Annotated in this window: 10 protein-coding genes; 7 read left to right on the top strand and 3 right to left on the bottom strand. The window is 72.4% G+C overall.

Going from position 1 to position 13,164, the window contains the following annotated elements:
- Positions 1-22: 22 nt before the first annotated feature.
- Positions 23-1,294, bottom strand: coding sequence for a hypothetical protein (locus ACTMSW_RS02775; RefSeq protein WP_441178817.1), 1,272 nt, complete (start codon positions 1,292-1,294; stop codon positions 23-25).
- A gap of 305 nt (positions 1,295-1,599) precedes the next feature.
- Between ACTMSW_RS02775 and ACTMSW_RS02770 the strand changes: the two genes are divergently transcribed.
- From ACTMSW_RS02770 to hutH, 7 genes are all read left to right on the top strand, one after another.
- Positions 1,600-3,480, top strand: coding sequence for a hypothetical protein (locus tag ACTMSW_RS02770; protein WP_441178816.1), 1,881 nt, complete (start codon positions 1,600-1,602; stop codon positions 3,478-3,480).
- A 94-nt stretch (positions 3,481-3,574) separates the two neighbouring features.
- A complete protein-coding gene (locus tag ACTMSW_RS02765) occupies positions 3,575-4,426 on the top strand; it encodes a MurR/RpiR family transcriptional regulator (protein WP_441178815.1) in 852 nt (283 codons plus the stop codon).
- A 13-nt stretch (positions 4,427-4,439) separates the two neighbouring features.
- Entirely contained in the window at positions 4,440-6,089 is a 1,650-nt protein-coding gene (gene hutU, locus ACTMSW_RS02760) for a urocanate hydratase (protein WP_441178814.1), read from the top strand.
- A gap of 11 nt (positions 6,090-6,100) precedes the next feature.
- A complete protein-coding gene (locus ACTMSW_RS02755; RefSeq protein WP_441178813.1) occupies positions 6,101-7,321 on the top strand; it encodes an allantoate amidohydrolase in 1,221 nt (406 codons plus the stop codon).
- Positions 7,318-8,670, top strand: a complete 1,353-nt coding sequence (locus ACTMSW_RS02750) for a formimidoylglutamate deiminase (RefSeq protein WP_441179050.1) — start codon at positions 7,318-7,320, stop codon at positions 8,668-8,670. Before ACTMSW_RS02755 ends, ACTMSW_RS02750 begins: the two co-directional genes overlap by 4 nt.
- 20 nt (positions 8,671-8,690) lie before the next feature.
- The gene (gene hutI, locus ACTMSW_RS02745) at positions 8,691-9,872 is read left to right on the top strand and encodes an imidazolonepropionase (RefSeq protein WP_441179049.1); all 1,182 of its coding nucleotides are present in this window, start codon (positions 8,691-8,693) and stop codon (positions 9,870-9,872) included.
- On the top strand, positions 9,860-11,398 hold the full coding sequence (hutH, locus tag ACTMSW_RS02740; RefSeq protein WP_441178812.1) for a histidine ammonia-lyase: 1,539 nt from the start codon (positions 9,860-9,862) through the stop codon (positions 11,396-11,398). The genes hutI and hutH overlap by 13 nt, the downstream gene beginning before the upstream one ends.
- Before the next feature lie 395 nt (positions 11,399-11,793).
- On the opposite strand, the gene rdgB is transcribed toward hutH, so the two are convergent.
- Together rdgB and rph are read right to left on the bottom strand one after the other, a co-directional pair.
- On the bottom strand, positions 11,794-12,411 hold the full coding sequence (gene rdgB / locus ACTMSW_RS02735; RefSeq protein WP_441178811.1) for an RdgB/HAM1 family non-canonical purine NTP pyrophosphatase: 618 nt from the start codon (positions 12,409-12,411) through the stop codon (positions 11,794-11,796).
- Positions 12,408-13,133 carry a ribonuclease PH gene (rph, locus tag ACTMSW_RS02730; RefSeq protein WP_441178810.1) on the bottom strand — a complete coding sequence of 242 codons (726 nt, stop codon included), beginning with the start codon at positions 13,131-13,133 and terminating at the stop codon, positions 12,408-12,410. The genes rdgB and rph overlap by 4 nt, the downstream gene beginning before the upstream one ends.
- Positions 13,134-13,164: the final 31 nt, after the last annotated feature.

Raw genomic sequence — 13,164 nt, 5'->3', positions numbered from 1 at the left:
TCGGGACAGGTCGGCCGGCCGGTCAGCTGCCGCGTTTCCACAGGTCCCGCAGAGCATCCCAGTTGCCGCCGATACCGTCCTCGCAGTACGTCTCAAGGAACCAGGCGGCGTCGACGTCGTCCCGCTCCCACCAGATGCCGCACATCGATCGGCCGTCCTCGCCCTTGTAGGCGTACTCGAGGTAACTTCCGGCTGCTCTGGTCACCTCGCCGGTCGTCCGGGTCACCTCGCCCGCAATCCCGGGCGCCAGGTCGGCGTTGGAGATGTTCAGTTGCAGACGGTAGGTGCGGGCCGTGTCCTTCTGCTTCTTACCCGGGTACAGCGTGAAGTGCAGCCATGCGCCGCCGTACCTGCAGACCACATGCCCCTTCTCGTCCGCCGGCAGCTTGGGGGCACCGGCCTCGTCGAAGGTCACGCAGCCGCCGATACGGCTCAACCAGGGCTGCGCCAGCGGTGCCAACGGGCCCTCGAACCTCGCCTTGTTAATGGCGAGCTGCGACGCCTCGTACGGCGGTAGGGGCGCGCTGGCCGACGAAGGTGCCACCACAGGGTCGCCTTCGCTGCCCTTACCGAGAACGAATCCGGCGGTGCCGGCGATCAAGGTGAGCGTCAGGGCACCGACGGTGATGGGGATCCATCCGCGCCGCTTCCGCGCCGGCTGCACCGGGGCGATCCGCCGGCCGGTAGCTGTGAACGGATCGTGCCCGGGCTGCGGCGACGGCGACGCCGAGAGGGAGGCGTCGGCCTGGTGCGGCACCGGCGGCATGGACGCGTGGCGCGTTGCCGGCGACATCGGCGCAACCAGGCCCGGCTGCGTCGCGGCGAGCAGCGGTTGTTCCGGGGTCGGCATCGACTGCGCCGCCCGAGCGGCGTACGGCATGCCGGACGTGGGCAGGGCCGCAGGTGAGACGGAGCTCGAGGGGCCGGATTGCGGCTGCGGCGGGCCCGACACCGGCGGAGCGGAGGTCGGCGGAGCCACCGCCGGGACCGGCGTGTACTCCACGCCGAGCGCCCGGAAGAGCTTCTCCGCGCCGGGTCCCGCCTCGGACGGGTAGGCGGCCCAGGGGGCGTCGGCCGCGAAGTCGGCGTACGTGTAGGCCAGTCCGTCCGGGGACTGTGCCAGGGAGTTCGCGATCGCGGCGAACGCCTCGCGCCAGCCGGGAACGGCAGCCACGGTGGCGTCCAGCACCGCCACGGTGACGAAGCGGCCCTGGTTGTCGATGGCAGCCCACGCCTTGCCCACCGGAGACCCGCCCAATGCATGAGTGAACCTGTAGGGGCTCTCCGGCTGCATGCCCACTCCTCCGCATCGACGCAGTGCGGATAGTACCGACTACCGCACCGCATCACTCACCCCGACCCTTCACCCCTCAAGAATCGACATCGGTTGCCGGCCGTACCACCGGGGCAGGTCGCGGATGGCCGGCCGGGGCTGCCATCCAGGCAGCCTTCGGACGCGATCTCGGACTCGATAGGATCTCGCCTACCATGTGCGAGCCATAGGGCGGATGCGTGCCGACGACAGGGCCGACCAGCATCACATCCGACAGCACCCCGAGTCCCGCCCCGTCCTGGAGCGGGCCGCCGGGTGACCGAGTCGTGCGAGGACTCGCCGACGGGACGCGGATCGGGCACGTGCCGCCGTTCACACATCTGGTCCTGCGAAAGCCGAACATGGCGGCCCTGGTCTGGCTCGGACTTGCGTTCCTGGTCGGCGGAGTGCCGTCCAGGGCGATGCCGTCGCCCGGTTTCGACGCAAGTTGGCAGGCGGCCATCGGCTTCGCGGCCTCCGACGACCTGCGCTTCGGCAGGGACATCATCTTCAACTACGGTCCGTGGGGATTCCTGGACTGGCCCCAGCACGTCGACCGCGGCCAGGCAGCACTGGGGTTTCTCTTCCTGATGGTGGCGATCGTTGTCACCTACTGCGCTGCCTACCTGTGTGTACGACTCCGGTGGTCAACAGGTGTCGCCGGGCCGGTGGCGTGCGCTGTCACGGTGGCGAGCGAACCGGCCGGCCCCGGCGGCAGGCTCGTCTACGCCGGTCTACTCTTCGCCTTGCTGACGCTGCGCGCGAGATGCGCTCGGAATGCCTACGGCTGGCGTGACATCCTGCCGACCGCGGTTCTCACCGCCGTGGGCACACTCCTGCTCCAGGTCAAATTCTCGGAGGGCGTCGCCCTCCTGGCCGTGGCCGGCATCGTCGCCGTCTCCGTCGCTTCGCCGCGGATTCTGATCGTGAGCGTCGGAGCGTTCCTGGCGACGTTCGAGTTGACCTTCCTGGCCCTCTGGGTCACCGCACGTCAGCGGATCGCCGACATCGTGCCGTGGGTCCGCGGTTCTCAGGAGATATCCGTCGGGTATCAGGAGGCGCTTTCGATCGAGCAGGGAGAGTACGTCCTCGGCTACCTGGTGGCCGGGCTACTCGCGCTCGCCATCGCTTTTCTGGCGCTGAGCAAGGCACTCCGTCACAAGAATGTCGCCGCGCTGGGCATCGTCCTGATCGCGGCCGTCATGCTGGGATTCGGATTCAAGCACGGGTTCACCCGGCACGACCCTCCGCACGAGGTGTCGTTCCACCTCGCAGCCGGCTTCCTGCTCGTCGGCTTCGCCACCTGGTCGCGGCGTCCCGGGATCGTGCTAGCCGCCGCGATGGCAGCACTGTTGATGGTCCCCACCAGCCTGTCCAACTACGACCCTTTCCTTGCTCGCACGGAGTGGCGAAAGAGTATGGAGTTGCTGGTCAACAACGACTATCGGCGGGACACGGCGGAGGCGAGCAGAGCGTGGGCTCGCGACACGTACAAGCTGCCGGAGAACATCGTCAGCGAGGTGCGGGGCCACCCGGTGCACGTCGACCCGTCAGAACTGACGCTGCCCTGGGCTTACTCGTTGGACTGGCGCCCGATGCCGGTCTTCCAGTCGTTCTCTGCGTACACCTCGCACCTGGACAACCTCAACGCCGAGGCCCTCGTCAAGGCGCCGGCCGACCAGATCGTGCTCCAGCAGTCCACAGCAGGACTCGACGGTCGGAACATTCGTTGGGACACGCCTCGCTACATCCTTACGCTGGTCTGCAACTACAGGATGGGCGCTCGCACGGACGGTTGGTCGGTCCTCCACCACGACCGGAACCGCTGCTCGGCTCCACAGACCATTGCCACTCAGTCGGTGCAGGCGGGCGCGCCTGTCGTGGTACCTGAGGTCGATGAGGGCGACATCCTCGTCGCGCGCTACACCCCCCAGCCGGATCTGTTCCTGGCTTCGGTGGCACACCTCGTATCGAAGGACTGGTCAGCGATCCAGGTGGTCACCGACGACGGCACGTTCCGGCTGCCCGAGGCACTGGCGGATGGACCGCTGCTGATGTCGCTGCCCGCCTCCGTGGCGTGGCAGGAACCTTTCGACACGTTCCGCTACCGGCAGCTGACCTTCAACCGTGCGGGCACGGTTGAGTTCCAGGTCGTCAAGGTGCAGTGAGCGCTCCCCGGCAATGACCTGAGGTAGCGCCAGAGAGCCAGAAGCAGCAGGACCCTGTTTGCTTTGTGAAAGTTTTCATGCATAGAGTCCTCGCATGAATGAGGGAGCTGTCGTGGGCCCCACCGAGCAGGTGCTGGACCTCTTCCAGGGGGTCCGGCTCACGCCCACCCAGCGCCGGATCGCGCACTGCCTCGTACAGCACGGGTCGACTGTCGGGTACCTGTCGGCCGCCGAGGTGGCCGAGCTGGCCGGCGTGAGCCAGCCCTCGGTGACCCGGTTCGCGATCGCGCTCGGCCACGACGGTTACCCCGCACTGCGCCGCCGCCTCCGCGAGCTGACGGTGGGCGCCGCGCACGGGCACGCGGACGCCGGCAACGCACTCCAGCAGGCGGTACGCGCCGAGATGGCCAACCTCGACCGGCTCGCCGGTCAGCTCGCCGACCGGGAACGCATCGCCGAGGTCGGCCGGCTGCTCGCCGCCAGCCGGCCGTTGCCGGTGCTGGGCCTACGGGCGGCCGCGCCGCTGGCCGCGTACTTCGCGTACTTCGCCGCGAAGGTGCACCCCGACGTGCGGGTGCTCGACGACGGCGGCAGCCTGCTGGCCGACCGCCTGGAGCAGGCCGCCGAGGCGGGGGCGACGGCCCTGCTCACCTTCGTGCTGCCCCGCTATCCGCGGGAGACCCTGGACGCGCTGGTCGAGGCGCGCGCCGCCGGCCTGACCGTGGTGGCGATCACCGACTCGCCGGTCAGCCCGGCCGCCGAGCACGCCGACGTGGTGCTGCCCGCCGCGGTGGGCGCGCGGCTCGTCTTCGACCTGCACACCGCTCCGATGACCCTGGCCATGGTGCTGTTGCAGGCGATCTGCGACGCCACCCCGGCCGACACCCAGCGCCGGCTGGAGGCCTTCGAAGCCTCGGCGGCCCGTCGTCAGTTGTTCCTCGGTTAGGAGGAGACCAGAAATGACCCACCCGGTCCGCGCGGCGCGCGGCATCGAACGCACCGCCCGTGGCTGGCCGCAGGAGGCCGCGCTGCGGATGCTCATGAACAACCTCGACCCGGAGGTGGCCGAGCGCCCCGACGACCTGGTGGTCTACGGCGGCACCGGCAAGGCCGCGCGGGACTGGCCGTCGTACCACGCGCTGGTCCGGACGCTGACCGACCTGCGCGAGGACGAGACGATGCTGGTGCAGTCGGGCCGCCCGGTCGGCGTGATGCGCACGCACGAGTGGGCGCCCCGGGTGCTGCTGGCCAACTCGAACCTCGTTGGCGACTGGGCCACCTGGCCGGAGTTCCGCCGCCTCGAGCACCTGGGCCTGACCATGTACGGGCAGATGACCGCCGGTTCGTGGATCTACATCGGCACCCAGGGCATCCTGCAGGGCACGTACGAGACGTTCGCGGCCGTGGCGGCGAAGCGGTTCGGCGGCACCCTCGCCGGCACGCTGACCCTGACCGGCGGCTGCGGCGGAATGGGTGGGGCGCAGCCGCTCGCGGTCACCATGAACGGCGGCGCCTGCCTGATCGTCGACGTGGACCGGACCCGGCTGGACCGGCGCGTGCACGACCGCTATCTGGACGAGGTCGCCGACTCGCTGGACGACGCGATCGAGCGGGTGCTCGCCGCGAAGCGGGACCGGCGGGCGCTCAGTGTCGGCGTGGTCGGCAACGCCGCGGCCGTCTTCCCCGAACTGCTGGTGCGCGGCGTCGAGATCGACATCGTCACCGACCAGACCAGCGCGCACGACCCGCTGTCGTACCTGCCCGTCGGGGTGGAGGTGGCCGACGCCGCCGACTACGCGGCGGCCAAGCCGGCCGAGTTCACCGACCGGGCCCGGACGTCGATGGCGAAGCAGGTCGAGGCGATGGTTGGCTTCCTCGACGCGGGCGCGGAGGTGTTCGACTACGGCAACTCGATCCGCGGTGAGGCGCAGCTCGCCGGGTACGAGCGGGCGTTCGACTTCCCCGGCTTCGTGCCCGCGTACATCCGGCCGCTGTTCTGCGAGGGCAAGGGCCCGTTCCGCTGGGCGGCGCTCTCCGGCGACCCGAAGGACATCGCCGCCACCGACCGGGCGATCCTGGAGCTGTTCCCGGAGAACGAGTCCCTGGCCCGGTGGATGCGGATGGCCGGCGAACGGGTCGCCTTCCAGGGCCTGCCGGCGCGGATCTGCTGGCTCGGCTACGGCGAGCGGGACAAGGCCGGGGTGCGGTTCAACGAGATGGTCGCCTCCGGCGAACTGTCCGCGCCGCTGGTCATCGGCCGGGACCACCTGGACTGCGGCAGCGTCGCCAGCCCGTACCGGGAGACCGAGGCGATGGCCGACGGCTCTGACGCGATCGCCGACTGGCCGCTGCTCAACGCGCTGGTCAACACCGCCAGCGGGGCGTCGTGGGTGTCCATCCACCACGGTGGTGGCGTGGGCATCGGCCGGTCGCTGCACGCCGGGCAGGTCTGCGTCGCCGACGGCACCGCCCTGGCCGGTCAGAAGATCGAGCGGGTGCTCACCAACGACCCGGCGATGGGCGTCATCCGGCACGTCGACGCCGGCTACGACGGCGCCCGCGAGGTCGCCGAGCGCACCGGCGTCCGCGTCCCCATGGCCGAAGCGTAAGGAAGGGCCCCTTGTTAACGGATTCTGTAGTAGAAGGGTCCCTTCCTAACCGGTTCCGGGGGCTGTGGGCCGAGATCGCGCCCGTCGGGCGGGACGCCGGCAGCGGCGGGTACCTGCGGTACGCGCTGACCGAGCCGGAGCTGCGGCTGCGGGAGTGGTTCCGGGAGCAGGCCGACACGCGGGGTCTCCCGGTGACCGAGGACGGCAACGGCAACCTGTTCGCCACCTGGGGCGACCCGGAGGCCGGCGACGCGGTGCTCACGGGCAGCCACTTCGACTCGGTGCCGCACGGCGGGGCGTACGACGGGCCGCTCGGGATCGTCAGCGCGCTGCTCGCGGTGGACGAGCTGCGCGCCGCCGGGGCCACCCCGGTCCGGCCGATCACCGTGGCCGCGTTCGTGGAGGAGGAAGGGGCGCGCTTCGGCGTACCCTGCCTGGGGTCGAGGCTGCTCACCGGCGAGATGGCACCGGACCGCGCGGCCGGGTTGCGCGACGCGGCCGGGGTGAGCTTCGCCGAGGCGCTGGGCGGGCGGCCGGCGGGCGCCCGCCCGGAGCTGGTCGGCCGCTTCGCGGCCTTCGTGGAGCTGCACGTCGAGCAGGGCCGCGCGTTGGTCGACGCCGACGCGCCGGTCGCGGTCGCCAGCGCCATCTGGCCGCACGGCCGCTGGCGCTTCGACGTGCACGGCGAGGGCAACCACGCCGGTACGACCCGGATGGCCGACCGCCGCGACCCCATGCTGACGTACGCGTTCACGGTGCTCGCCGCCAACAAGGAGGCCCGGCTGCGCGACGCCCACGCCACGGTGGGCCGGGTGTCGGTGGAGCCGAACGCCACCAACGCGATCCCGTCGAAGGTGACCGGCTGGCTGGACGCCCGGGCGGCCGAGCCGGAGACGCTGCGCGGTCTGGTCGAGGCGGTGCACGCCAAGGCCGTTGAGCGGGCTCGACGCGACGGCACGGAGCTGACGCTGACGGAGGAGTCGGCGACGCCGCTGGTCGCGTTCGACGGCGGCCTGTCCGGCCGGCTGGCGACGCTGCTGGACGCGCCGGTGCTGCCCACCGGCGCCGGGCACGACGCGGGTGTGCTGGCCGCGCACGTGCCCACCGCGATGCTGTTCGTCCGGAACCCGACCGGGGTGTCGCACTCGCCCGCCGAGGCGGCCACCGACGCCGACTGCGCCGCCGGGGTCACCGCCCTGGCCCGGGTGCTGGAGGAGCTGGCATGCCGATGACCCGCTGGCTGGCCGAGTACGCCTGGCTGCCCGACCACGCCGAGCCCACCCCGGACGTGCTGATCGAGACCGACGGTGGGCGGATCACCGGGGTCACGCCGCTGACGGCGGGGAGCCGCCCGCCGGCCGGCGTGGAGGTGCTGGGCGACGCGGTCCGGCTGCCCGGTCTCACCCTGCCGGGGCTGGCCAACGCCCACTCGCACGCCTTCCACCGGGCGCTGCGCGGGCGCACCCACGCCGGGCGCGGCGACTTCTGGAGCTGGCGCGACCAGATGTACGCGGTCGCCGCCCGCCTCGACCCGGACTCCTACCTGGCCCTGGCCCGCGCCGTGTACGCCGAGATGGCGCTCGCCGGGATCACCTGCGTCGGCGAGTTCCACTACCTGCACCACAACCCGGACGGGACCCCGTACGACGACCCGAACGCGATGGGCGCCGCCCTGGTCGAGGCCGCCGCGCACGCCGGGGTCCGGCTGACGCTGCTCGACACCGCCTACCTGACGTCCACGGTGGACGGGGAGCCGCTGGCCGGGCCGCAGCGGCGCTTCGGCGACGGGAACGCGCTGCGCTGGGCCGAACGCGCCGACGCGATCCCGTCGGACAACGCCCACGCTCGCCTCGGCGCGGCCATCCACTCGGTACGCGCGGTGCCCGCCGAGCAGCTCGCCACCGTCGCCGGGTGGGCGGACCGCCGGGGCGTACCGCTGCACGTGCACCTGTCCGAGCAGCCCGCCGAGAACGACGCCTGCCGGGCGGTGCACGGCCGTACCCCGACCGGGCTGCTCGCCGACCACGGCGTCCTCGGGCCGCACACCACGGCCGTGCACGCCACCCACCCGACCAGTGGGGACCTGACGCTGCTGGGTGACCACCGGACCGGCGTGTGTCTCTGCCCCACCACCGAGCGGGACCTCGCCGACGGGATCGGGCCGGCACGCCGGATGGCCGACGTGGGGATTCCGCTCAGCCTCGGCAGCGACAGCCACGCGGTGCTCGATCTCTTCGAGGAGGCCCGGGCCGTGGAGCTGGACGAGCGGCTGCGTACCCGACGGCGGGGCCACTTCACCGCCGACGACCTGCTGACCGCCGCCACCGTCACCGGGCACGCCGCACTGGGCTGGGGTGACGCCGGCCGGCTGTCGGTGGGCGACCGCGCCGACCTGGTCACCGTCCGCCTGGACTCCGTCCGTACCGCCGGGGTGCCGCCGGTCGGGGTGTTCTTCGCCGCGACGGCCGCCGACGTCCACCACGTCGTGGTCGACGGCCGGGTGGTGGTGCGCGACGGCCGCCACGTCGACGTCGACGTGCCGACCGAGCTGCGTGACGCGATCGCGGCGGTGACGACGTGAGCGAGCGGAGCGAGCGAACCATCAGGCTCAGCAGCAGCCTGCTGGTGGACAACATCGGGGAGCTGGTCACCAACTCCGCCGACTCCGGCGACCTGCTCGGGATCCGCCGGAACGTGGCCGTACTGGTCGAGGAGGGCCAGGTCGCGTGGATCGGCCCGGCCCGCTACGCGCCCGCCGCCGACCGGCGGATCGACGCGGAGGGAGCGGCGGTGCTGCCCGGCTTCGTGGACAGCCACGCCCACCTGGTCTTCGCCGGGGACCGGGCCGCCGAGTTCGCCGCCCGGATGGCCGGCGAGCCGTACACCGGGGGTGGCATCCGGACCACGGTCGGCGCCACCCGCGCGGCCTCCGACGGCGAGCTGCGGACCACCGTGGGCCGGCTGCGCGGGGAGGCGCTGCGCCAGGGCACCACGACCATGGAGATCAAGAGTGGGTACGGCCTCACCGTCGCCGACGAGGCCCGCTCGCTGCGGATCGCCGCCGAGTTCAGCCAGGACACCACGTTCCTCGGCGCGCACGTCGTCCCCGCCGAGTACGCCGACCGCCCCGACGACTACGTGGGACTGGTGTGCGGACCGATGCTGGCCGCCGCCGCACCGCACGCCCGCTGGATCGACGTGTTCTGCGAGCGGGGCGCCTTCGACGCCGACCACGCCCGCGCTATCCTCGCCTGCGGCCAAGCCCTCGGGCTCGGTGTGCGGGTGCACGCCAACCAGCTCGGCCCCGGGCCGGGCGTACGCCTCGGGGTGGAGCTGGACGCGGCCAGCGTCGACCACTGCACCCACCTCGACGACGCCGACGTCGACGCGCTCGCGGGCTCGCGGACGGTCGCCACCCTGCTGCCGGGGGCGGAGTTCTCCACCCGCTCGCCGTACCCGGACGCCCGTCGGCTGCTCGACGCGGGTGTCACCGTGGCGCTGGCGACCGACTGCAACCCCGGGTCGTCGTACACGTCGTCGATGCCGTTCTGCGTCGCACTCGCCGTACGCGAGATGCGGATGACCCCGGCGGAGGCCGTGTGGGCCGCGACCGCCGGCGGTGCGCGGGCGTTGCGCCGCGACGACGTCGGCGTGCTCCGGCCCGGCGCCCGCGCCGACCTCGTGATCCTCGACGCCCCGTCCCATCTGCACCTGGCCTACCGGCCCGGTGTTCCCCTGATCCGCCAGGTCCTGCACAACGGAGTCCCGCAATGCCGCATGTAGTCATCCTGCCCACCGGGGTCTCCCCCGCCGACGTTCTCGCCGTGGCCCGCGGCGACGCCACCGTCGTCCTCGACCCGGCCACCGTCGACGCCATGGCCACGAGCCGGTCCATCGTGGACGGCATCGAGGCCGCCGGCCGACCCGTGTACGGGGTCTCCACCGGCTTCGGGGCGCTCGCGAACACCTTCGTCGCGCCGGAGCGGCGGGCCGAACTCCAGCACGCGCTGATCCGCTCGCACGCCGCCGGCGTGGGTGCGCCGATGCCGCGCGAGGTGGTCCGCGCCATGATGCTGCTGCGGGTCCGCTCCCTCGCGCTGGGCCGCTCCGGGGTCCGCCCGCTGGTTGCCGAGGCCCTCGTCGACCTGCTCAACCACGACGTCACCCCGTGGGTTCCGGAGCACGGGTCGCTCGGCGCATCCGGCGACCTCGCGCCGCTGGCCCACTGCGCGCTGGTGCTGCTCGGCGAGGGCTGGGTGCTCGGGCCGGCGGGCGAGCGCCTCCCGGCGGCCGACGTGCTGCACCGGGTCGGGCTCAAGCCGGTCGAGCTGGCCGCCAAGGAGGGGCTGGCCCTGATCAACGGCACCGACGGCATGCTCGGCATGCTGCTGCTGGCGATCCACGACGCCGCGCACCTGTTCACCATGGCCGACGTGACCGCGGCGCTGGCCATCGAGGCGATGCTCGGCTCGGAACGACCGTTCCTGCCCGAGCTGCACGCCATCCGCCCGCACCCCGGGCAGTCCACGTCGGCCGCGAACATCCACCGTCTCCTCCAGGACTCCCGGGTGATGGACTCGCACCGCGACGACCTGGCGCACGCGGTGCAGGACGCGTACTCGATGCGCTGCGCGCCGCAGGTCGCCGGCGCGGCCCGGGACACCCTGGACTTCGTCCGCACGGTGGCCGCCCGGGAGCTGGTCTCGGTGGTGGACAACCCGGTGGTGCTGCCGGACGGGCGGGTCGAGTCGACGGGCAACTTCCACGGCGCGCCGTTGGGCTTCGCCGCCGACTTCCTCGCCATCGCCGCCGCCGAGGTCGGTGCCATCGCCGAACGCCGGGTGGACCGGCTGCTCGACGTCACGCGTTCCCGGGAGCTGCCCGCGTTTTTGTCTCCCGACGCGGGGGTCAACTCCGGGTTGATGATCGCGCAGTACACGGCGGCCGGGATCGTCGCGGAGAACCGGCGGCTGGCCGCTCCCGCCTCGGTGGACTCGCTGCCCACCAGCGGCATGCAGGAGGACCACGTGTCGATGGGCTGGGCGGCCACCAAGAAGCTCCGCACCGTCCTGGACAACCTGACCAGCCTGCTCGCCGTGGAACTGCTCGCCGGCGTACGCGGACTCCAGCTGCGGGCGCCACTGGATCCGTCACCGGCCGGCCGGGCGGCGGTCGCCGCGCTCCGTGGCGCGGTGGGCGAACCGGGGCCGGACGTCTTCCTCGCCCCGCTGATGGAGGCCGCCCGTGCCGTGGTCGCCGGCCCCGAGCTGCGCACCGCCATCGAGCACGAGATCGGGGCGCTCTCCTGACCGTCGGCCGCTCCGGGCCCGGGCCAGGGGAGATCGGGAGCACCGGACAGTGACGCTCAGTGCGCGACGCCGGTCACCCGACGTTTCTCACTGTCGGTGATCTCGACGGAGGCGCAGGATGTCCCCGCCCGCCACTTTGCTCTGCACCCTTGTACGCGCCACGGCCGGGAGCAGGAGTTTCATTTCGTGGGCCGTCGTCGTCGGGTATGAACACGGTGACGCTCCGTGCCTGGCGCGGCGGAGGGTGCAGAGCAAAGTGCGACACGAAGCATTGCGGTGGTCACCGGGTGCGTCACGGTAAGTGGCGGACCGCTGACCAGCGGGACCACGCACGGCCGAACCCGGCCGGTGGGTCGCCACCGGCACCGGCCGGGAGGGAGAAAGCGGCGGACCGGTCAGGTGGCGGGCGGCAGGACCTTCGCGACGAGCTTGGCCATCTCCCGGAGCGCCTTGCCCCGGTGGCTGATCGCGTCCTTCTCCTGCGGCGTCAGCTCGGCGTTGGTGCGGTCCTGACCGTCGCCCAGGAAGACCGGGTCGTAGCCGAAGCCGCCCTCGCCGCGCGGTGCCCGCAGCAGCCGCCCGGCCTGCCGGCCGTCGACGAGGTGCTCCTTGCCACCGGGCAGCACCAGGGCGACCGTGCAGACGAAGGACGCGCCCCGGTGCTCGTCCGGCAGGTCGGCGATCTGGTCCAGCACCAGCTCGTAGTTGGCCCGGTCGTCGCCGTGCCGGCCGGCCCAGCGGGCACTGAACACGCCCGGCATGCCGTTGAGCGCGTCGACGGCCAGCCCGGAGTCGTCGGCGATCGTCGGCAGGCCGGTGCGCCGGCAGCCCTCGCGGGCCTTGATGAGCGCGTTCTCGCCGAAGGTCAGGCCGCTCTCGGGCAGCTCCGGGTACTCCTCGACGTCGTCCAGCCCGATCAGCGCGACGCGGTGCGCGCCGAGGGCGCCGTCGAGGATCCGCTGCAGCTCGACGAGCTTCTTGCGGTTACGGGTGGCGAGCAGGACCTTGTTCATGCCAGTGCCTTCCGCTGGGCTTCGGCCAGTTCCACGCAGCCGGCGACGGCCAGGTCGAGCAGCGCGTCGAGCTGGTCGCGGGCGAACACGCCCGCCTCGCCGGTGCCCTGCACCTCGACGAACTCCCCCGAGCCGGTGCAGACCACGTTCATGTCGACCTCGGCGGCCACGTCCTCGGCGTAGTCCAGGTCGAGGCGGGGCTCCCCCTCGATGATGCCCACGCTGATCGCGGCCACCGACCGGTGCATCACCTTCTCCGGCTTGCCGGCGAGCGCCTTGCGGGCGGCCAGCCAGGTCACCGCGTCGTGCAGCGCCACGTACGCGCCGGTGATGGCGGCGGTGCGCGTACCGCCGTCGGCCTGCAACACGTCGCAGTCGAGGACGACCGAGTTCTCACCGAGCGCCTTGAGGTCGATCGACGCGCGCAGGCTCCGGCCGATCAGGCGGGAGATCTCGTGCGTACGCCCGCCGATCCGGCCCTTCACGCTCTCCCGGTCGGAGCGGGTGTTGGTGGCCCGGGGCAGCATCGCGTACTCGGCCGTCACCCAGCCCAGCCCGGAGCCCTTGCGCCAGCGCGGCACGCCCTCGGTCACGCTGGCGGTGCAGAGCACACGGGTCCCACCGAACTCGACCAGGACCGAGCCCTCCGGGTGGGTGCTCCAGCCCCTGGTCAGGGTCACCGGTCGGAGTTGGTCGGGCCGCCGCCCGTCAGGTCGCGCCATGCCTGCACCCTATGCGGTGCCGTGATCGAAG

The organism is Micromonospora sp. BQ11 (assembly GCF_052068135.1).
Lineage (GTDB): Bacteria > Actinomycetota > Actinomycetes > Mycobacteriales > Micromonosporaceae > Micromonospora.
The sequence above is the reverse complement of the archived record's forward strand: the minus strand, read 5'-3'. Positions and strand labels throughout refer to the sequence as shown.

Excerpts from the sequence above, each read along its gene's own strand:
- hutH (WP_441178812.1), top strand. The coding sequence starts at position 9,860 with ATGCCGCATGTAGTCATCCTGCCCACCGGGGTCTCCCCCGCCGACGTT.
- ACTMSW_RS02765 (WP_441178815.1), top strand. The coding sequence starts at position 3,575 with ATGAATGAGGGAGCTGTCGTGGGCCCCACCGAGCAGGTGCTGGACCTC.
- rph (WP_441178810.1), bottom strand. The coding sequence starts at position 13,133 with ATGGCGCGACCTGACGGGCGGCGGCCCGACCAACTCCGACCGGTGACC.
- ACTMSW_RS02775 (WP_441178817.1), bottom strand. The coding sequence starts at position 1,294 with ATGCAGCCGGAGAGCCCCTACAGGTTCACTCATGCATTGGGCGGGTCT.
- hutU (WP_441178814.1), top strand. The coding sequence starts at position 4,440 with ATGACCCACCCGGTCCGCGCGGCGCGCGGCATCGAACGCACCGCCCGT.
- rdgB (WP_441178811.1), bottom strand. The coding sequence starts at position 12,411 with ATGAACAAGGTCCTGCTCGCCACCCGTAACCGCAAGAAGCTCGTCGAG.
- ACTMSW_RS02750 (WP_441179050.1), top strand. The coding sequence starts at position 7,318 with ATGACCCGCTGGCTGGCCGAGTACGCCTGGCTGCCCGACCACGCCGAG.